16 protein-coding genes and 19 tRNA genes are annotated in these 18,989 nt (G+C 46.9%); 26 read left to right on the top strand and 9 right to left on the bottom strand.

Annotation, left to right across the window (positions count from 1 at the left end):
* Positions 1-15: 15 nt before the first annotated feature.
* On the top strand, positions 16-1,113 hold the full coding sequence (rluF, locus tag J4N45_RS04100; protein WP_042473946.1) for a 23S rRNA pseudouridine(2604) synthase RluF: 1,098 nt from the start codon (positions 16-18) through the stop codon (positions 1,111-1,113).
* Between the two features lie 18 nt (positions 1,114-1,131).
* Here rluF and ybaK read toward each other — a convergent pair whose 3' ends face one another.
* From ybaK to hemA, 8 genes are all read right to left on the bottom strand, one after another.
* Positions 1,132-1,608 (bottom strand): Cys-tRNA(Pro) deacylase, encoded by a 477-nt coding sequence (gene ybaK, locus J4N45_RS04095; protein ID WP_252013729.1) that lies wholly within the window; start codon positions 1,606-1,608, stop codon positions 1,132-1,134.
* 115 nt (positions 1,609-1,723) lie between these two features.
* A complete protein-coding gene (ushA, locus tag J4N45_RS04090) occupies positions 1,724-3,388 on the bottom strand; it encodes a bifunctional UDP-sugar hydrolase/5'-nucleotidase UshA (RefSeq protein ID WP_252013728.1) in 1,665 nt (554 codons plus the stop codon).
* Between the two features lie 373 nt (positions 3,389-3,761).
* Complete coding sequence (gene kdsA / locus J4N45_RS04085) at positions 3,762-4,613, bottom strand: 3-deoxy-8-phosphooctulonate synthase (RefSeq protein ID WP_042503368.1); 852 nt, start codon at positions 4,611-4,613, stop codon at positions 3,762-3,764.
* 17 nt (positions 4,614-4,630) lie between these two features.
* Positions 4,631-5,440, bottom strand: coding sequence for a SirB1 family protein (locus J4N45_RS04080; protein WP_234494330.1), 810 nt, complete (start codon positions 5,438-5,440; stop codon positions 4,631-4,633).
* Between the two features lie 3 nt (positions 5,441-5,443).
* On the bottom strand, positions 5,444-5,827 hold the full coding sequence (locus J4N45_RS04075) for a SirB2 family protein (RefSeq protein WP_234494331.1): 384 nt from the start codon (positions 5,825-5,827) through the stop codon (positions 5,444-5,446).
* A 30-nt stretch (positions 5,828-5,857) separates the two neighbouring features.
* Positions 5,858-6,712, bottom strand: coding sequence for a peptide chain release factor N(5)-glutamine methyltransferase (prmC, locus tag J4N45_RS04070; protein ID WP_252013727.1), 855 nt, complete (start codon positions 6,710-6,712; stop codon positions 5,858-5,860).
* Between the two features lie 3 nt (positions 6,713-6,715).
* Positions 6,716-7,804, bottom strand: a complete 1,089-nt coding sequence (gene prfA / locus J4N45_RS04065) for a peptide chain release factor 1 (RefSeq protein ID WP_252013726.1) — start codon at positions 7,802-7,804, stop codon at positions 6,716-6,718.
* Between the two features lie 26 nt (positions 7,805-7,830).
* On the bottom strand, positions 7,831-9,090 hold the full coding sequence (hemA, locus tag J4N45_RS04060; protein WP_234494334.1) for a glutamyl-tRNA reductase: 1,260 nt from the start codon (positions 9,088-9,090) through the stop codon (positions 7,831-7,833).
* A gap of 172 nt (positions 9,091-9,262) precedes the next feature.
* On the opposite strand from hemA, the gene lolB reads away from it, so the two are divergent.
* The 25 genes from lolB (at position 9,263) to J4N45_RS03935 (ending at position 17,746) form a co-directional block, all read left to right on the top strand.
* Positions 9,263-9,883 (top strand): lipoprotein insertase outer membrane protein LolB, encoded by a 621-nt coding sequence (gene lolB, locus J4N45_RS04055; protein WP_252013725.1) that lies wholly within the window; start codon positions 9,263-9,265, stop codon positions 9,881-9,883.
* A gap of 11 nt (positions 9,884-9,894) precedes the next feature.
* The gene (ispE, locus tag J4N45_RS04050; RefSeq protein WP_252014649.1) at positions 9,895-10,767 is read left to right on the top strand and encodes a 4-(cytidine 5'-diphospho)-2-C-methyl-D-erythritol kinase; all 873 of its coding nucleotides are present in this window, start codon (positions 9,895-9,897) and stop codon (positions 10,765-10,767) included.
* A gap of 27 nt (positions 10,768-10,794) precedes the next feature.
* Complete coding sequence (locus J4N45_RS04045) at positions 10,795-11,745, top strand: ribose-phosphate pyrophosphokinase (RefSeq protein WP_042473932.1); 951 nt, start codon at positions 10,795-10,797, stop codon at positions 11,743-11,745.
* Between the two features lie 120 nt (positions 11,746-11,865).
* Positions 11,866-12,456 (top strand): aminoacyl-tRNA hydrolase, encoded by a 591-nt coding sequence (pth, locus tag J4N45_RS04040; protein WP_234494335.1) that lies wholly within the window; start codon positions 11,866-11,868, stop codon positions 12,454-12,456.
* Between the two features lie 11 nt (positions 12,457-12,467).
* Entirely contained in the window at positions 12,468-13,559 is a 1,092-nt protein-coding gene (ychF, locus tag J4N45_RS04035; RefSeq protein ID WP_042473930.1) for a redox-regulated ATPase YchF, read from the top strand.
* A 293-nt stretch (positions 13,560-13,852) separates the two neighbouring features.
* Positions 13,853-13,929: transfer RNA gene (locus J4N45_RS04030), tRNA-Met, on the top strand.
* Between the two features lie 38 nt (positions 13,930-13,967).
* Positions 13,968-14,052 (top strand) — tRNA-Leu (locus J4N45_RS04025).
* A gap of 33 nt (positions 14,053-14,085) precedes the next feature.
* Positions 14,086-14,160, top strand: a tRNA-Gln gene (locus tag J4N45_RS04020).
* A 79-nt stretch (positions 14,161-14,239) separates the two neighbouring features.
* A tRNA-Met gene (locus J4N45_RS04015) sits at positions 14,240-14,316 on the top strand.
* Positions 14,317-14,414: 98 nt separating this feature from the next.
* Positions 14,415-14,499 (top strand) — tRNA-Leu (locus tag J4N45_RS04010).
* 36 nt (positions 14,500-14,535) lie between these two features.
* Positions 14,536-14,610, top strand: a tRNA-Gln gene (locus tag J4N45_RS04005).
* A 162-nt stretch (positions 14,611-14,772) separates the two neighbouring features.
* Positions 14,773-14,857: transfer RNA gene (locus J4N45_RS04000), tRNA-Leu, on the top strand.
* A gap of 38 nt (positions 14,858-14,895) precedes the next feature.
* Positions 14,896-14,972 (top strand) — tRNA-Met (locus J4N45_RS03995).
* An 84-nt stretch (positions 14,973-15,056) separates the two neighbouring features.
* Positions 15,057-15,141, top strand: a tRNA-Leu gene (locus tag J4N45_RS03990).
* Between the two features lie 36 nt (positions 15,142-15,177).
* A tRNA-Gln gene (locus tag J4N45_RS03985) sits at positions 15,178-15,252 on the top strand.
* 82 nt (positions 15,253-15,334) lie between these two features.
* Positions 15,335-15,419, top strand: a tRNA-Leu gene (locus tag J4N45_RS03980).
* A 36-nt stretch (positions 15,420-15,455) separates the two neighbouring features.
* Positions 15,456-15,530, top strand: a tRNA-Gln gene (locus J4N45_RS03975).
* An 83-nt stretch (positions 15,531-15,613) separates the two neighbouring features.
* Positions 15,614-15,698, top strand: a tRNA-Leu gene (locus tag J4N45_RS03970).
* Between the two features lie 36 nt (positions 15,699-15,734).
* Positions 15,735-15,809: transfer RNA gene (locus tag J4N45_RS03965), tRNA-Gln, on the top strand.
* A gap of 82 nt (positions 15,810-15,891) precedes the next feature.
* Positions 15,892-15,976: transfer RNA gene (locus tag J4N45_RS03960), tRNA-Leu, on the top strand.
* 36 nt (positions 15,977-16,012) lie between these two features.
* Positions 16,013-16,087: transfer RNA gene (locus J4N45_RS03955), tRNA-Gln, on the top strand.
* 83 nt (positions 16,088-16,170) lie between these two features.
* Positions 16,171-16,255 (top strand) — tRNA-Leu (locus J4N45_RS03950).
* A 38-nt stretch (positions 16,256-16,293) separates the two neighbouring features.
* Positions 16,294-16,370 (top strand) — tRNA-Met (locus J4N45_RS03945).
* Positions 16,371-16,449: 79 nt separating this feature from the next.
* Positions 16,450-16,534, top strand: a tRNA-Leu gene (locus tag J4N45_RS03940).
* A 189-nt stretch (positions 16,535-16,723) separates the two neighbouring features.
* Positions 16,724-17,746, top strand: a complete 1,023-nt coding sequence (locus tag J4N45_RS03935) for a lactonase family protein (protein ID WP_252013724.1) — start codon at positions 16,724-16,726, stop codon at positions 17,744-17,746.
* Positions 17,747-17,752: 6 nt separating this feature from the next.
* Here the strand turns inward: J4N45_RS03935 and J4N45_RS03930 are convergent, their stop codons facing one another.
* Entirely contained in the window at positions 17,753-18,907 is a 1,155-nt protein-coding gene (locus J4N45_RS03930; protein WP_252013723.1) for a 2-octaprenyl-3-methyl-6-methoxy-1,4-benzoquinol hydroxylase, read from the bottom strand.
* Between the last annotated feature and the right edge of the window lie 82 nt (positions 18,908-18,989).

The following is an 18,989-nucleotide window of genomic DNA, read 5'->3' as shown; positions in this document are numbered from 1 at the left end:
GAGTGATTACTTCGCATGTCGAACTCTGCTGACGGAAAACGTCTCAACAAATACATCAGTGAAACGGGCTTTTGCTCGCGTCGTGAAGCGGATAGGCTCATTGAGCAACAACGCGTGACGATTAACGGCAAGGTACCAGAAATGGGCACTAAGGTTATGCCGGGTGATAATGTTGAGATTGATGGCAAGCCAGTTCGCAGTAAAGAGAAACCAATCTATATCGCTCTGAATAAGCCGACAGGCATCACGTGTACGACAGAGCGTGACGTCCCTGGAAACATCGTTGACTTCGTGGGCCACCACAAGCGCATCTTTCCTATCGGTCGCCTGGACAAGCCATCTGATGGTCTAATTTTCTTGACCAATGATGGCGATATCGTCAATAAAATCCTGCGCGCTGGTAATAACCACGAGAAAGAGTACGTAGTTCGTGTCGACAAGCCAATCACCAAGGACTTCATCAAGAAGATGGGTGCTGGTGTCGCTATCTTGGATACGGTGACTCTGCCGTGTAAGGTCGAGCAAGAAACCAAGTTCTCATTTCGTATTACGCTAACGCAGGGGCTTAACCGTCAGATCCGTCGTATGTGTGAAGCTTTGGGTTATGACGTTCTTAAGCTGCGCCGTGTGCGTATCATGAATATCTCAATCGATGGGATCCCGAACGGAAAATGGCGCTACCTCTCTGATGAGGAAGTTGCCGAGATCCTGCGTATGTGTGAAGGCTCCGTCAGCACTGAAGAAGCCTCTCGTAAAGATGCAAAAGGTCGCCACATCACTAAGGCAACGGATGCAAAACTGCATGATGCGCGCCGCGAGGCCAAACGTGACAAAGAGCGTGAAGGTAAGCGCGACAAGATGAAGACCTATTCTGGTCATGGCGCGGATGAGTACCGTCGTGGTCCTAGCAAACGTCGCCACTCAGACTCTGAGAATGGTCGTAATGAGGGCAGCCGAGGTGGCAAGCCTGGTCAGCGTAAGCCAAACCAATCAGGTAATAAGTCTCGCCCTTCAAAGCCAAACAACAAGCGACCAGTGAACCCTAAAGCGGGACAGTCTGATTCGGGGCAACGTAAGCCACGTGTTGGTGGAACCCTATCTCTGAAAAAGTAAGCGGCATAATAACCGCTGTTAGGCCTCACAGAGATTAACAAACTTAGCTCGAGTTAGCGCTGCCAAATCGGATGGTGCTAGCTCAATCTCCAATCCCCTTTTGCCCGCACTCACACACATGGTATCGCGGTCTTGTGCCGTGCTATGAATAAACGTTGGCAGTGCTTTTTTCTGCCCTAGTGGACTAATGCCTCCAAGCACGTATCCCGTCGTCTTCTGAGCAATGTCTTTGTCTGCCATATCTGCTTTTTTGCCACCAGCCGCCTTGGCTGCAAGTTTCAGATTCAGTTTTTCTTCAACAGGTATGACGGCAACCGCTAGATTTTTGGGCTCACCGTTAATGGCGAACAGCAGCGTTTTGAAGACACTTTCTGGATCTTGCCCTAACGCCTCGACCGCTTCCAGTCCATAGCTTTCATGGCGTGGGTCATGATCATATTGATGCAAGGTGTGGGTGATTTTCTTCTTCTTTGCCAGATTGATTGCTGGTGTCATTGCCTACTCCAAAATGCACGACGTGGCGAGCCTATGCTGACTCGGCTTACTCGCAAAACGAAAAAACGGTGCCAATTGGCACCGCTCTATTTATCGAATAAAAACCCGTTAATGTCTAGTTCTTATAGACAATTTCGCCTTTAGGCTGGTACTTATTCACATCGATCGGGCTATTTGCTTCTAGGTAATCTTTCAATACTTCAGCATCGACAAAGCCCGTGTTTACGTGACCAGGGTGACCTGTTAGTTTCGGATAGCCGTCACCTCCCGCTGCGTTAAAGCTCGGTACCGTGAAGCGGTAAGTGGCTTTGGGGTCAAGAGCTTTGCCGTTGATAACTACGTCAGATACTTGGTCCTTATCGACAGTCATTGAAATACCGGCGAACTGCGCATAGGCACCAGAATCAACAGGTTTGGTTGCGACAACATTGAGATAATCAAGAACTTCTGCACCTGTCATGTCAGTGTAAGTAATGATGTTGCCAAATGGCTGAACGATCAGCACGTCTTTATACGTCACATCACCTTCTGCGATTGAGTCACGTACACCGCCTGAGTTCATCACAGCGAAATCGGCTTTAGCACGCTCCATGTGAGCAGTACCAATTAGACGACCTAGATTGGTTTGGCTGAAGCGAACCACATTACGGTCGCCTTCCAGCTTGCCATTGGTTTCACCAATCTTAGCACCGAGTTGCTCCTGACCTTTCTCTTGGAACGGAGTCAAGAAGGCCAGCAGTTCTGCATCTTGCGTGATCTCATCTTCAACAAGAACACGCTGTTTCTTGCCATCTACTTTGACTTTCTTCTTTAGGTTTACTGGAATAAGGTCATAGCTCACCATATTCAGCTCGCCATTTTTGAACTCATAGTCGGCACGACCGACATATTTGCCCCACTCGTACGCTTGAACAATCCAAGTACCATTTTGAATATCTGGTTTACACTCGTCGCTTGGCTTGAAGTTCTTCTTCACGACGTTTGGACCTTCCATACATACAGGCTCTTGAGAGTGACCACCAACGATCATATCGAGGTCGCCTTCGTTCAAGTAGCGAGCAAGCGCAACGTCACCCGGTGCGTTCACACCACGCTGACCGTTCTCGTAGTGACCCATGTGAGTTACCGCGAAAATAAGATCGGGTTTTTCTGTTTCTTTAAGCTCTGCAATCAGTTTTTTAGCTTCTACTTTCGGGTCGCGGAACTCAATACCACCGATGTACTCAGGATTGCCGATTTTTGCCGTGTCTTCAGTCGTTAGACCGATAACCGCAATCTTAATGCCTTGCTTATCAAACATGTGGTAAGCATCGAACAAACGCTCACCGGTTTTCTTGTCATAGATATTGGCAGACAGCATTGGGAAGTTTGCCCACTCTTTCTGCTTAAACAGTACTTCCAGCGGGTTATCGAACTCATGGTTACCCAATGCCATTGCATCGTAACCAATCATGCTCATGCCTTTAAAGTCCGGTTCTGCATCCTGAAGGTCAGACTCAGGAACACCCGTATTGATATCACCACCTGACAGCAGTAATACGCTACCACCTTCCGCTTCTACATCAGCACGAATCTGGTCAATCAGCGTTTTACGCGCTGCCATACCATACTCGCCGTATTTGTTTTGCCAGAAGCGACCGTGATGGTCATTGGTATGAAGAATCGTTAGCTTATAAGTCTCATCAGCATTCCATTCTTGCTCTGGTTGAGTTGCGCATCCTGCTAATGACGCGATGATAGCCGCGCTTAGCACGGACTTAAACATAAGGCTTTTTTTCATTGTCATACCTTTAATTTTTTGGGAACCACTGCCTTGAGCATATTGGGTTTGCTCATATTTTGCCGATCTGTTGTGTTGTAAGACTAAGAAAAACATCGACAAAATTTGCGTTAGTTTAAAGTAAGCGTTTAAACATAACATTACGATTTCACTTTTATGTAATCTATATCACAAGTTGATATACATCAGCTGGCATTATTATCAGTAATGTAATTACGCGCTATGAAACTGTAATAGATAGCAGAGGAATAGTGGTAGGTATTCAGTGGCTGGAGGGTGTTTTTTCTGCGAAGAAACGATTGCTCAACACAAATAGTGAACATAAAAAAGCCAGCTGAATTCAAGCTGGCTTTTGACTAGGTAACGTTAGAACCTATTTGATATCGATGTGGTCAAAGCCTTTAATCAGGTCATCGAGTGCCTTCATCTGCGCTAGGAATGGTTCTAGTTTATCCAATGGTAATGCTGAAGGGCCGTCACATAGTGCTTTATCTGGATTTGGGTGAGCCTCAATAAACAGACCTGCAATGCCAGTCGCCAAACCCGCTTTAGCAAGTTCTACAGTCTGCTCGCGGCGACCGCCAGAAGCCGCACCTGAAGGATCACGCATCTGAAGCGAGTGAGTCACATCAAAAATGATTGGGCTGCCATTTGATGCTTTTTTCATTACACCGAAACCAAGCATATCAACCACTAGGTTATCGTAGCCATGGCATGAGCCACGCTCACAAAGAATAATGTTGTCGTTGCCACATTCTGCAAACTTATCAACGATGTTGCCAACTTGACCTGGGCTCATGAACTGAGGCTTCTTAACGTTAATAACCGCACCCGTTTTAGCCATCGCCTCAACAAGATCAGTTTGACGAGCAAGGAACGCAGGTAGCTGAATAACATCAACCACATCCGCTACTGGCTGTGCTTGCGCTTCGGTATGAACATCGGTAATGATTTTCACGCCAAACGTATCTTTTAGCTCTTGGAAGATTTTCATACCTTCTTCCAAGCCTGGGCCTCGGTAAGAATGAACTGAGCTACGGTTCGCCTTATCGAAAGACGCTTTGAAAACGTAAGGAATGCCAAGTTTCTCAGTAACCTTCACATAGTGCTCACAGATCTGCATCGCAAGATCGCGTGATTCCAATACGTTCATACCCGCGAACAGCGTAAAAGGCTTGTCGTTCGCGACTGGGATATCACCCACGTGTACAGTTTTCATTTCCATGTTGTTATTCTCTGAGTTTAGTGAAGAGTCACAGGGGTGCGGCTGATAGCTGACACCTGCGTTTTCAATAATTCGATAGCTGGGTCATCGGGACATTGATCGATGAAGTACTGAAAATCGCTCGCCGCTATTTGATGGCAATCCAGCTGTTGGTAAATATAGCCACGATCGCGGATTTCATAAGGATCGTCTGGAACAAAGGTTAATGCAAGATCAGTACAACGCAGCGCGAGCGTGTACTTTTCTTCACGCAATAGCGCGCTCTTAAGCAGCGCCAACCAGCGACCAATTACCGTTGGGTTATCGACCGTTTCTAGGTGTTTAGCCTCTAGCTTTGCCAAAGGACCTTCATGGCCAATTAACCAAGCTTGCAGGCGCTTTTTACTGACGTATTCACCATCATAAGGATTTATGTATACCGGCGCTTCATTTGGCCAACAAACCTTGACTAAAAATTGCGTTGGGAATGTCACCGCTTCCAGCGGCAAGCCAAGCTTGTGGCCAAGGTAGAGCAAGATAGAACCTAGGCTAACAGGTACACCCTTTCGACGCTCAAGCACCTTATCAATGAAGGCGTTATCCGACGAGAAGTACTCGTCGTGGTCACCTTTAAATTGCCATTCGGTGTAAAACAATCTTAGTAGCGAGTCGAGTCGCTGCTTATCATTTCTTTCATGGAACAGCTGTTGCTCAGCTTCTTCTGCAAGCCTAGCCAATTCTAGTTCGGCCCAATGCTGATCCGTTTCTGGATCCACTGCTTTGTTTAAGATCAGTGCACCTTCTGCTAACTCAATCGCATCAAAATCTTCATCAAACAGTTCAATCATGGTTTACCCCATAAGGAATGGCGTTTTCAGCATGGCAATCTTCGCAGCCATCATGAGCCATCCCAGCGCGCCAAAGAAGGCACACGTTCTTAATAATTTGTTCTTTGCTAGCTTTATAGTGAAAAAGGCCAAGGCAAAGTAAGCCAGTATGCAGGTCACCTTTTCCGTCATCCACGGTGCTGCATCCGTGAAAGGAACAAACCCTGTGTATGCAATCAAGCCAAAGCCTGACAACAACAAAAGAGAGTCATTAATGTGTGGGAAACGCTTTAGAAATGGCAGGTTCACTTTTGGTGAATTTGCCATGAGCAACCCGTATCGCACAGTTAACAAGGCGACAGAAATCGCTATCGTCAAAAGGTGAAAATGCTTTAATCCTTCATACATGTTGGCGTCTCTCTTACTTTCTTTTCGTTATTATTGGTGCCACTTTCCAAGTGTCACTCTATCATTGCTTGCGTAGTCTTTCTCTGTGATGACCTCAGTAAAGCCGTTCGTTTCTAGTATGTTTCTAACCGCCTCACCTTGTTCAAACCCGTGTTCGAACAACAACCAGCCACCATCAAGCAAGTAATTGGGTGCTTGTGCACTTATGGTTTCTATATCGGCCAAGCCGTTATTTTCTGCAACCAAAGCTGACGATGGTTCAAAACGAACATCCCCTTGAGAAAGATGGGGGTCATTTTCGTCAATATAAGGGGGGTTAGAGACAATAATGGCGAACTTGTGAGCTGCATCAATCGGCTCAAACCAGCTTCCTTGGGAAAAACTTGCATTGGAAATATCAAGCTTCTTAGCATTACCTGACGCCAACTCCACCGCATGCTCTTGGTAATCAACACCTTTTACGCGGCGTTTTGGCAGTTCAGAAGCTAAGGCCAACGCGATTGCGCCGGTTCCCGTCCCTAAATCCAACAGGTCTCCGTCAATCTGCATCGCTTTATCCAATGCCAATTCAACAAGACGCTCGGTATCAGGTCTTGGAATCAATGTGCTTGGAGCAACGTTAAGTGATAGGGACCAGAACTCTCGCTCACCTAGAATATAGGCAACGGGCTCGCCTTTGGTTCTTCGAGACAACAACTCATCGAACGCAATTTGCTCTGACTCGGTCAGCGGTTTCTCTGGCCACGTCATGAGATAGCTGCGAGGCTTACCTAACGCGTGGCAAAGCAGCACTGCGGCATCAAGGCTTGGTGATTCGCTGCTGGTCTCAGAAAGAACAAGCGATGCTCGTTTGAGCACCGCTTCTATCGACATATCTAGCGACATGAATTAGTTGTTCTCTGCAAGTGCTGCGAGCTGATCAGCTTGGTGCTCTTGAAGTACTGGGTCGATAAGGCTTGCCAAATCACCTTCCATCACTTCGTTCAAACGGTAGAGCGTTAAGTTGATACGGTGGTCCGATACGCGGCCTTGCGGGTAGTTGTAAGTACGAATACGATCACTACGGTCACCAGAACCAAGTAGGTTACGACGTGCATCCGAAACTTCAGCTGCGCGGCGTGCTTCTTCTGCTTGCACAATACGTGCTGCTAGCACAGCCATCGCTTTCGCTTTGTTCTTATGCTGTGAACGCTCATCCTGACACTCAACCACAGTACCTGTTGGCAAGTGAGTAATACGAATTGCAGAATCCGTGGTGTTAACGTGCTGACCACCCGCGCCAGATGCACGGAAGGTATCGATCTTAAGATCTGCGGCTTTGATTTCTGGTAGATCTGCCTCTGGGATCTCAGGCATGACAGCAACAGTACATGCTGACGTATGTACACGGCCTTGAGACTCAGTTTCTGGAACGCGCTGTACACGGTGACCACCAGATTCGAACTTCATTGTACCGTAGACAGCATCACCCGATACTTTTGCGATCATCTCTTTGTAACCGCCTTGTTCAGACTCGTTGCAGCTCATTACCTCAACGCGCCAGCCTTTCTTCTCGGCAAATTTAGAGTACATACGGAAAAGGTTGCCCGCGAAGATACCCGCTTCGTCGCCACCCGCGCCAGCACGGATTTCTAGGAAACAGTTGCGTTCATCGTTTGGATCTTTTGGCAGCAGAAGAATTTGTAGCTCATCCGCCAGGTTTTCGATCGACGCTTTCGCTTCTTTGATCTCTTCTTGAGCCATTTCGCGCATCTCAGCGTCATCTTCTTTTGCCATTTCTTCCGCAGCTTCAAGATCGTCTTGCGCTTGCTGGTAGGCTTGGAAACACTTCGTCACTTCTTCAAGCTGAGAGTACTCTTTAGAAAGAGCGCGGAACTTGTCTTGGTCACCGATAACACCAGGGTCACCAAGTAGATGTTGAACTTCTTCGTAGCGTTCAACAAGAGTTTCCAATTTTACTAAAATGGAGGCTTTCATAATTGCGTCTTTTCTCGGGGTGAGGCTTATTTCGTTTGGTCTAAACCCAAACTCTGTCTGATAACCGTGAGTTTCGCAGGGTCACCCTGCTCTGCGGCATCTTGCAGCGCTTTGGTCGGCGCATGAATAAGCTTGTTTGTTAATTTATTACTGAGCTCTAGCAGCACTTTCTCTGGGTCTCCCCCTGCGGCTAGCGCTTGTAAGCTTTTAGATAGTATATCTTGTCTGGTGTCATTCGCCTGTTTGCGATACTGCCGAATGCTATCAACGGCCTGCAGAGAACGCATCCAAGACATAAACTGCGCGCTCTCTTCACTGACGATGGCTTCCGCTTGAATCGCTTCTACTTTTCTCTGTTCGATATTGCTATCAACAATAGACTGCAAATCATCAACAGTATAAAGGTAGGCATCGTTGAGTTCGCCAACTTGCGATTCAATATCGCGCGGCACGGCAATGTCGATAAGAAGCATAGGTTGATAGCGACGCTTCTTAATCGCAGTTTCAACCATACCCTTACCAATAATCGGTAATGGACTCGCCGTAGAGCTGATCACAATGTCGGCTTTTGGCAACACTTCCGGAATATCATTAAGTGCAATCACCTCAGCACCAAACTGAGAAGCCAACACTTCAGCTCGCTCTTTGGTACGGTTGGCAACGATCATCTTCTTGCACCCTTGCCCTTCTAAGTGCTTAGCTACCAGCTCAATTGTCTCGCCTGCGCCCACAAGCAGAACCGTGGACTCAGCTAACGACTCAAAAATCTGTCTCGCAAGTGTGGTTGCGGCATAGGCAACAGAAACCGCACTGCCACCAATTTCCGTTTCGGTACGTACTCGCTTAGCTACAGAGAACGTCTTTTGAAACAGCTTCTCTATGCCACCTTCTACCGACTGGTGATCACGAGCATCACTGTACGCCTGTTTTACCTGCCCTAAGATTTGCGGCTCGCCCAATACTAGCGAGTCAAGACCACAGGAGACGCGCATCAAATGCTTGATAGCGGCCTGCTCTTCATAGACATAGAGTGATGGTTTGAGCTCTTCAGCAGGTACGTCGTGAAAACGAACCAACCAATCGATCAGTTGCGACTTATTGGTATCACCAGTGTCACAATAGATTTCGGTACGGTTACAGGTCGAGAGAATTACAGAACCATTGACTTTGGTATTGTCTCTCAGCTCATTCAGTGCTCGGTCGAGTTTTTCAGGTGGGAACGCCACCTTCTCTCTCAGATCCACTGACGCTGTATTGTGGTTAATACCAATAGCAAGCAATGACATGTAACGCGAATTCTCTGATACGGATTTGACAAATAGGGCAGAATTTTACTTGATGGCACCATTTATTGAAAGTCTCTGACCAATATGTTTTCCTGAGTTTGTGGGATTGATGCTATAGTCTTTCAATATTGTATTGAATTTGCACAATAATCCATCACGTAAGTAGTTTCCTATGACCAGACTTTATCGTCGCCTCTTTTATACGTTCACAGCACTATTTTTGATTGGTTGTAGCACTTTGCCACCTGAGCCTCAAAGTGTCGAATGGCAAGCTCACCGCCAGCAACTTGAATCACTGACTCAATATACCGCCAATGGCAAGCTCGGTTATATTTCTCCTGAACAGCGCCAAACGCTCAATTTCCATTGGACATATTCCGCCAATTTGACTCAAGTGCGTTTAACCACTTTTTTAGGTCAGACAGTGTTTAACCTCACCTCAACACCCAACGGTGCGTTTATCGAAACCTATGATGACCAGAAACTCTCCGGTCAAGACGCCAATCTACTGATCTATCAGCTGACTGGGCTCAATATCCCTATCGAGCAACTCGCAGGTTGGCTCATCGGCCTTCCGACAAATGCGGACACTTATCAGCTAAATGACCTTAATACAGTGGCAAGCCTCTCCAAAGAACTCAACCAGAAGACTTGGGCGCTTAATTACACTGAATATCGAGCATTCAATGTCGAAGACACAGAGCGCACACTGCCAATGCCAACTCGAATGCAATTGGTGCAAGACGACACTAAGCTAAACCTCGTTGTATCTAAATGGACCATCAAACAGTGACCGAACGCAACATGATCACCGAAACCACCACGTGGCCAAGCCCAGCCAAGCTTAACCTATTTCTATACATAACAGGCAGACAACCTAATGGTTACCACGAACTGCAAACCTTGTTTCAGTTTATTGACCTATGTGACTCATTAGAGATCACGGCGAACAACAGCGGTGAGATCACCTTGTCTCCCGACATTGAAGGTGTCGCAACGCAAGATAACTTAATCTGGAAGGCCGCTACCGCCCTTCAAGCCAAGGCAGAGTGCTCTTTTGGTGCGCACATTAAGCTGGATAAAATACTGCCAATGGGAGGAGGTATCGGCGGTGGATCCTCTAATGCCGCTACGGTGCTTGTCGCGCTCAATTTTTTATGGCAATCCGGCTTAAATAGCGACGAACTCGCTGAAATAGGCCTTGCGCTTGGCGCGGATGTACCTGTGTTTGTGCGTGGATTCGCCGCATTTGCAGAAGGTGTTGGTGAGAAGCTATCTCCTGCTGACCCAGTTGAGAATTGGTACCTGGTCGTAAAACCAAAAGTCAGCATCGCAACTGTCGATATCTTTACTCACCCCGATCTGACAAGAAATACGCCAAAGCGAGAGCTAGCAACGCTTTTGGAGAGCCCTCACGTAAACGATTGCGAAAAAATTGTACGAATGCTCTATCCAGAGGTTGATAACCAACTTTCTTGGCTGCTACAATACGCGCCGTCAAGATTGACGGGGACAGGATCTTGCGTGTTTTCCGAGTTTAATAGCAAAGAAAATGCCGAGAAAGTCCTTGAAATGCTTCCTGACACCGTCTCCGCTTTTGTGGCGAAAGGGTGCAACCGCTCTCCTTTGTTAGAGACCCTGGCTAACTATGAATTAGCCCATTTACAATCTGTTTAAACTGGACGCAACCCTGAGGTTTCCACCGTGCCTGATATGAAGCTATTTGCTGGTAACGCAACACCTGAACTAGCCCAACGTATTGCTGACCGTCTATACATCTCTCTAGGAGATGCTACTGTTGACCGTTTCTCTGACGGCGAAGTCGCTGTTCAAATCAACGAAAACGTTCGTGGTAGTGATGTATTCATCATTCAGTCAACTTGTGCGCCAACTAACGACAACCTAATGGAGTTAGTGGTAATGATTGATGCAATGCGCCGCGCTTCAGCAGGCCGTATTACTGCTGTTATTCCTTACTTTGGTTATGCTCGTCAAGACCGTCGCGTACGTTCTGCACGTGTGCCAATCACTGCAAAAGTTGTTGCAGACTTCCTTTCAAACGTTGGCGTTGACCGCGTTCTTACTATCGACCTACACGCAGAGCAGATTCAAGGCTTCTTCGATGTACCTGTAGATAACATCTTCGGTACTCCAGTGCTTCTTGAAGACATGGCTGAGCGTGGTCTTGAAGATCCAGTTGTTGTTTCTCCTGACCTTGGTGGTGTTGTTCGTGCTCGTGCTACTGCTAAAGCACTAGGCGATATCGATATCGCAATCGTCGACAAGCGTCGTCCACGTGCTAACGTATCTGAAGTGATGAACCTAATCGGTGATGTTGAAGGTCGCGACTGTGTGATCGTTGATGACATGATCGATACTGGTGGCACACTGTGTAAAGCTGCAGAAGCGCTTAAAGAGCGCGGTGCTAAGCGTGTATTCGCTTACGCAACTCACGCAGTATTCTCTGGTAACGCAGCGAAGAACATCAAGAACTCTGTTCTAGACCAAGTTATCGTGACTGACTCTATCACGCTATCTAAAGAGATGGCAGCGACTGGTAAAGTTACTCAGCTAACTCTATCTAGCATGCTTGCTGAAGCTATTCGTCGCATCAGCAACGAAGAGTCTATCTCTGCGATGTTTACTTCAAAGTAATCCGCGTCTAGAAATGAAAAAACCACTTCCTATCGAAGTGGTTTTTTTGTATTCACATTTTTTGTGCCAATTTAGTGTGCTATCATACCGCGCTTTTGAGATTCAAGAGAGATCTTAACGTTGACTCAGCAGATAAAATTGCTTGTAGGCCTTGCCAACCCTGGACCTGAATACGCTCGCACGCGTCACAATGCCGGTGCTTGGGTGGTAGAGGAACTCGCTCGTATCCACAATGTCACTTTGAAAAACGAACCAAAGTTCTTCGGTCTCACAGGACGAATTCTGGTGAATGGCAGTGACTTAAGACTGTTAATCCCGACCACATTTATGAATCTATCTGGCAAGGCTATCGCTGCATTGGCGAAGTTTTACCAGATCAAACCTGAAGAGATCATGGTCGCTCACGATGAGCTAGACTTACCTCCAGGCGTTGCCAAGTTCAAAAAAGCGGGCGGTCACGGCGGTCATAATGGTTTAAAAGACACCATTAGCAAGCTGGGCAACAATAAAGAATTTTATCGTCTAAGGATTGGCATTGGCCACCCTGGACACAAAGACAAAGTAGCAGGTTATGTACTCGGTAAAGCACCAGCAAAAGAGCAAGAATGCCTTGATGCTGTTGTCGATGAATCCGTACGCAGTCTCGACATCTTACTCAAAGATGGCCTGACAAAAGCACAAAATCGCTTACACACCTTCAAAGCTGAATAAGGTTTACAATCATGGGTTTTAAATGTGGCATCGTTGGTCTACCAAACGTAGGTAAGTCAACTCTGTTTAACGCACTGACTAAAGCTGGTATCGAAGCAGCAAACTTCCCGTTCTGTACTATCGAACCAAACACAGGCGTGGTACCTGTGCCAGATCTACGCCTAGACGCGCTGGCGAAAATTGTTAATCCACAAAAGATCCTTCCAACAACTATGGAATTTGTGGACATCGCTGGTCTTGTTGCTGGTGCTTCTAAAGGTGAAGGCCTAGGTAACAAGTTCCTAGCTAACATCCGTGAAACTGACGCTATCGGTCACGTAGTTCGCTGTTTTGAGAACGAAAACATCGTTCACGTTGCGGGTAAAGTATCGCCAATCGAAGATATCGAAGTGATCAACCTAGAGCTAGCGCTTGCTGACCTAGATTCTTGTGAGCGCGCAATTCAGCGTAACGCTAAGAAAGCAAAAGGCGGCGACAAAGACGCGAAGTTCGAGCTAACAGTACTTGAAAAACTACTGCCGGTTCTTACTGAAGGTGGCATGGCACGTACCGTTGATCTTGCGAAAGAAGAGCTAGCAGCTGTTGGTTACCTAAACTTCCTGACTCTTAAACCAACCATGTACATCGCAAACGTGAATGAAGATGGTTTTGAAAACAACCCTTACCTTGATGCGGTACGTGAGTACGCAGAGAAAGAAAACAACGTGGTTGTTGCGGTTTGTGCATCTATCGAATCTGAGCTTTCTGAGCTAGACGACGAAGACCGCGAAGAGTTCCTAGCAGACATGGGCATTGAAGAGCCAGGCCTTAACCGAGTGATCCGCTCTGGTTATGAGCTTCTAACGCTACAAACCTACTTCACTGCAGGCGTTAAAGAAGTGCGTGCATGGACTATCCCTGTTGGTGCAACTGCGCCGCAAGCGGCAGGTAAGATCCACACTGACTTCGAAAAAGGCTTCATCCGCGCAGAAGTCGTTGGTTATGACGACTTCATCCAGTACAACGGCGAGTCTGGTGCAAAAGATGCAGGTAAATGGCGTCTAGAAGGGAAAGAATACATCGTTAAAGATGGTGATGTAGTTCACTTCCGCTTCAACGTATAATTACGACGCACTCGTTATTGTTTAAAAAGCCAGCAACTGCTGGCTTTTGTTGTTTTACAAGGTCTATCAACTCACAATAAGCGCCCGCTACAACGCAAATAGACCCTCGGGAAATCGGCAATTATCTAGCAGATTTAGATCAGAAACAGAGCGGTTTGATTAAAAAAAGCTCGAACGGCACTTTTTCGCTAATTTCTTCGCAAAATAAGTTGACGCATCAGATTCAACTCCGCATAATGCGCCCCGTTCTCAGCGATAAGGCAACTTTCAAAGAGAATCAACAATATGGAAATGGCTACGTAGCTCAGCTGGTTAGAGCACATCACTCATAATGATGGGGTCACAGGTTCGAATCCCGTCGTAGCCACCATTTCCTAAATGCTCTTTTTAGAGTCTTTAGGAAATAATGCGGAAGTGGCGGAATTGGTAGACGCACCAGATTTAGGTTCTGGCGCCGCAAGGTGTGAGAGTTCAAGTCTCTCCTTCCGCACCATTATTGTTGAACAACGTTTTCGTTGTTATCTGCAGGGCTATCGCCAAGCGGTAAGGCAGCGGCTTTTGATGCCGCCATTCCCTGGTTCGAATCCAGGTAGCCCTGCCACTTTTAAAGTGGCAAGTTTTTTGAAAAAAACCTTGGCACATGAGACGAGTTTGTATTATATTCTCTCGCTCTCAAGAGTGGCTACGTAGCTCAGCTGGTTAGAGCACATCACTCATAATGATGGGGTCACAGGTTCGAATCCCGTCGTAGCCACCATTTATTACAACTTGCAGGTTCGCCTTCAAGTACAACGTTAAGATTGAGTTTTACCAATTACTCTCTTAACTATAAATTCTCTTAGAAATAAGAGCGTTGCGGAAGTGGCGGAATTGGTAGACGCACCAGATTTAGGTTCTGGCGCCGCAAGGTGTGAGAGTTCAAGTCTCTCCTTCCGCACCATCTTTTAGATAATAACGTTTACTCGTTGTTTTCTGCAGGGCTATCGCCAAGCGGTAAGGCAGCGGCTTTTGATGCCGCCATTCCCTGGTTCGAATCCAGGTAGCCCTGCCACTATTTAAGTGGCGCGATAGAGAAGCGGCTTTTGATGCCCCATCTATTGTCCCTGGTTCGGCTCTAGTTAGCCCACCACTATTTAAGTGGCTCTGATTTAAAATCAGGTTACAACGTTAAGATTGAGTTTTACCAATTACTCTCTTAACCATAAGTTTTGTTGCGGAAGTGGCGGAATTGGTAGACGCACCAGATTTAGGTTCTGGCGCCGCAAGGTGTGAGAGTTCAAGTCTCTCCTTCCGCACCATCTTTCTTTTGAAAGAACATACGGCGAAAGCCTCGAGTGGCTACGTAGCTCAGCTGGTTAGAGCACATCACTCATAATGATGGGGTCACAGGTTCGAATCCCGTCGTAGCCACCATTTATTATAACTTGCAGGTTCGCCTTCAAGTACAACGTTAAGGTTGAGTTTTACCAATTACTCTCTTAACTACAAAGTTTTGTTGCGGAAGTGGCGGAATTGGTAGACGCACCAGATTTAGGTTCTGGCGCCGCAAGGTGTGAGAGTTCAAGTCTCTCCTTCCGCACCATCTTTTAGATAATAACGTTTACTCGTTGTTTTCTGCAGGGCTATCGCCAAGCGGTAAGGCAGCGGCTTTTGATGCCGCCATTCCCTGGTTCGAATCCAGGTAGCCCTGCCACTATTAAGTGGCTCTGACATTGTTCAGGTTACAACGTTAAGATTGAGTTTTACCAATTACTCTCTTAACCATAAGTTTTGTTGCGGAAGTGGCGGAATTGGTAGACGCACCAGATTTAGGTTCTGGCGCCGCAAGGTGTGAGAGTTCAAGTCTCTCCTTCCGCACCATCTTTTAGATAATAACGTTTACTCGTTGTTTTCTGCAGGGCTATCGCCAAGCGGTAAGGCAGCGGCTTTTGATGCCGCCATTCCCTGGTTCGAATCCAGGTAGCCCTGCCACTATTAAGTGGCTCTGATTTAAAATCAGGTTACAACGTTAAGATCGAGTTTTACCAATTACTCTCTTAACTACAAGTTTTGTTGCGGAAGTGGCGGAATTGGTAGACGCACCAGATTTAGGTTCTGGCGCCGCAAGGTGTGAGAGTTCAAGTCTCTCCTTCCGCACCATCTTTTAGATAATAACGTTTACTCGTTGTTTTCTGCAGGGCTATCGCCAAGCGGTAAGGCAGCGGCTTTTGATGCCGCCATTCCCTGGTTCGAATCCAGGTAGCCCTGCCACTATTAAGTGGCTCTGACATTGTTCAGGTTACAACGTTAAGATTGAGTTTTACCAATTACTCTCTTAACCATAAGTTTTGTTGCGGAAGTGGCGGAATTGGTAGACGCACCAGATTTAGGTTCTGGCGCCGCAAGGTGTGAGAGTTCAAGTCTCTCCTTCCGCACCATCTTTTAGATAATAACGTTTACTCGTTGTTTTCTGCAGGGCTATCGCCAAGCGGTAAGGCAGCGGCTTTTGATGCCGCCATTCCCTGGTTCGAATCCAGGTAGCCCTGCCACTATTTAAGTGGCTCTGACATTGTTCAGGTTACAACGTTAAGATTGAGTTTTACCAATTACTCTCTTAACTATAAGTTTTGTTGCGGAAGTGGCGGAATTGGTAGACGCACCAGATTTAGGTTCTGGCGCCGCAAGGTGTGAGAGTTCAAGTCTCTCCTTCCGCACCATCTTTCTTTTGAAAGAATAAATGGCGAAAGCCTCGAGTGGCTACGTAGCTCAGCTGGTTAGAGCACATCACTCATAATGATGGGGTCACAGGTTCGAATCCCGTCGTAGCCACCATTTATTTTGTAAGTTATACTTACGACACAACGTTGAGATTGAGTTTTACCAATTACTCTCTTAACTATAAAGATTTGTTGCGGAAGTGGCGGAATTGGTAGACGCACCAGATTTAGGTTCTGGCGCCGCAAGGTGTGAGAGTTCAAGTCTCTCCTTCCGCACCATTACAAGAAAGGCTCGTCATTTGACGAGCCTTTTTTCTTGCCAACTGTTCACTCTTTTTCTATCGCGAGCCATCTAGTCCCTGTAGAGTCATATGTTTCGCAACACTCCTCACAGATTTCTCTCCTGATACTACCTTTATTGCACAACCCCAGAGATGCTTAGCAAACCTGTTACTCTTGGGAATCAAAGTGAAACCTCTACCTTTCAATATCCTCGTTGGTCAATACTCAGATCCTCACCATTTGGGCTTTTGTGCCTTAACACTGACGTCAGATGGTCAACTGGCCCAGCAGACTAAGCTAACGAATATTTGTGATGCTTCTTATCTCGTAAAAACCGAGGCTGGTATTTATGTTGTCTCTGAACAATACCAGCAAGATGGTGCTGCACTTTATTTTGTTAACCATGAAGGTGTGATCCTTCAACGGATCGCGCTCGAGGGAGATGCTCCTTGTCACATTGCAATATCAAAAGACCTAAACTTGATTGCCGTTGCCCACTACGGTACAGGTAATTTCGAACTGTTCCGACTCACATCAAACGGCATGATTGAGGACAGAATCTCCACTATCACCAATAAAGGCCACGGTCCGCACCCTGATAGACAGTTAGCTCCTCACGGTCATCAAGTCGCGTTTATACCAAACTGCTCTGTGTTCATGACGGTGGACCTTGGTATCGACATGCTCACGTTTTATGAACAGCACAATGAGGAACTTGAGGAGCTGCAACGACTAGAGTTGCCACCAGGTTCAGGGCCCAGGCATGCTACCTTTAGCTGCGATGGTAGAATTGGATTTGTTCTATGTGAACTCGATGAATCATTAATAGTGATTCGACGAAATAGGGATAAGCGATGGGAGGTAATTGCAAACCAAGCAGGCTTTCCAGAGCACAAATGTCATGAGGCAGCCGCGGCGATAAAACTCTCTGCCGATCAGCGCTACCTTTACCTTACAAGTCGAGGAGAGTCGATAATTTCCTGGTTTGACGTCTCCCAACCAACGACCCCTGTCTACCAAGGTCACGTTAGCTCTGGTGGCGATTTCCCGCGAGACCTCTCACTTTCTTCCGATGGTAAGTGGCTGATTACTGCTAATCAGCGCTCGCACTGTGTGGGACTGTTTAGTTTGAATCGCGAAACAGGCCAGCCAACACTTGTCTCAAGGATAGATAGTATCGCTGCGCCTGCATGTATTGTGATGGACTGATTCTCGCTATTTAAGACCAATCGCGTACTTCAGTACCTGTTGCTTTATCGGACCTGAGTGCTCTGCAACCTTGAGCAGGGCATTTCGAGCAAATGCAACGGGGGGAAGAGTGTTGCTAAAGCCTTTGTAAAAAACATCCATCCCTGTTTGCATCAACAAGTTATCAGGGCGACGTAATCGCTCGTAACGAACCAGCGCTTCATCATTGACGCCCTTTGACTCAAAACACTCAAGCAGTATCTCGACATCTTTAAAGCCAAGATTCACTCCCTGCCCAGCAAGCGGGTTAATCGTATGTGCCGCATCACCGACAATCACACACCCCTGTTTGTGATAATGCTGTGCATGGCGGCGAGTCAGTGGGAATGAGCCATGCTGTAGCACCTTTATTGACCCAAGCTCTTTAGGGAAATGCGTGATTATTTCTTGCTCTAATTGAGCAGGAGTCATGGCTTTTAACTGCCTGATACGCTTGGGCGAATCATACCAAACTAACGAACCCTGATTGCCACACAACGGCAGAAACGAGCGAGGTCCAGAAGTGGTAAACCATTGCCAGGTGATATCTTGCTGCGGCAGCTCCGTCTCGACATTAATCAACATGCACTCTTGACGGTAATCCCACGCAGTAATACCGATTCCCGCCGCGCTACGAACTCGTGAATTCGCACCGTCAGCCCCCACCACTAAGCCTGCATTAATTACACGCCCAGACTCCAACGTAATGGTGGAATTGCTTGAACTGAGTTCTAAACTCTCAACGCTATCTCCTTCAATGACTTTGAGGTTATCAAAGCGCTCGAATTGTGTCCAAAGTCCTAGCTGTATGAGACGATTCTCTACAATGTAGCCAAGCTGAGGCAGAGCAAGCTCCTTGGCATTGAATCGAATACGACAGGTATCTGCTTCCCACGTTTCTAGCCGCGCATACGGACAGACGCGCATCGCCTGTATCTCCTGCCAGGCATCTAAAGACTCTAATAAGTCGACTGAGCGGTGAGAAATAGCTGAGACACGCAAATCCATTGGTTGACTGGAATCAAACGTCTTGGGTGTAAACTTCTCTATTACAGCGACGGAGCGCCCCTGCTTAGCAAGACCAAGAGCCAACGCTGCGCCGACCATGCCACCGCCTACTACTGCTATTTCAAACTGTTCCATCGTCTCATTACTGTCTTAAAATCAATATGTTCTCATTGTACGTAGCCACATACGAAAGCGCGAGTATTTTCCCGACCAAATC

The sequence above is a fragment of the Vibrio sp. SCSIO 43140 genome, from assembly GCF_023716585.1.
Lineage (GTDB): Bacteria > Pseudomonadota > Gammaproteobacteria > Enterobacterales > Vibrionaceae > Vibrio > Vibrio maritimus_B.
Note: the sequence above shows the minus strand (reverse complement) of the source record. Positions and strands in the feature narration are given on the sequence as shown.

Coding starts and splice junctions, on each gene's coding strand:
- kdsA (WP_042503368.1), bottom strand. CDS start 4,613: ATGGAAATGAAAACTGTACACGTGGGTGATATCCCAGTCGCGAACGAC.
- ispE (WP_252014649.1), top strand. CDS start 9,895: ATGATCACCGAAACCACCACGTGGCCAAGCCCAGCCAAGCTTAACCTA.
- ushA (WP_252013728.1), bottom strand. CDS start 3,388: ATGAAAAAAAGCCTTATGTTTAAGTCCGTGCTAAGCGCGGCTATCATC.
- J4N45_RS04080 (WP_234494330.1), bottom strand. CDS start 5,440: ATGATTGAACTGTTTGATGAAGATTTTGATGCGATTGAGTTAGCAGAA.
- J4N45_RS04075 (WP_234494331.1), bottom strand. CDS start 5,827: ATGTATGAAGGATTAAAGCATTTTCACCTTTTGACGATAGCGATTTCT.
- J4N45_RS03930 (WP_252013723.1), bottom strand. CDS start 18,907: ATGGAACAGTTTGAAATAGCAGTAGTAGGCGGTGGCATGGTCGGCGCA.
- prmC (WP_252013727.1), bottom strand. CDS start 6,712: ATGTCGCTAGATATGTCGATAGAAGCGGTGCTCAAACGAGCATCGCTT.
- ychF (WP_042473930.1), top strand. CDS start 12,468: ATGGGTTTTAAATGTGGCATCGTTGGTCTACCAAACGTAGGTAAGTCA.
- ybaK (WP_252013729.1), bottom strand. CDS start 1,608: ATGACACCAGCAATCAATCTGGCAAAGAAGAAGAAAATCACCCACACC.
- rluF (WP_042473946.1), top strand. CDS start 16: ATGTCGAACTCTGCTGACGGAAAACGTCTCAACAAATACATCAGTGAA.
- lolB (WP_252013725.1), top strand. CDS start 9,263: ATGACCAGACTTTATCGTCGCCTCTTTTATACGTTCACAGCACTATTT.
- prfA (WP_252013726.1), bottom strand. CDS start 7,804: ATGAAAGCCTCCATTTTAGTAAAATTGGAAACTCTTGTTGAACGCTAC.
- hemA (WP_234494334.1), bottom strand. CDS start 9,090: ATGTCATTGCTTGCTATTGGTATTAACCACAATACAGCGTCAGTGGAT.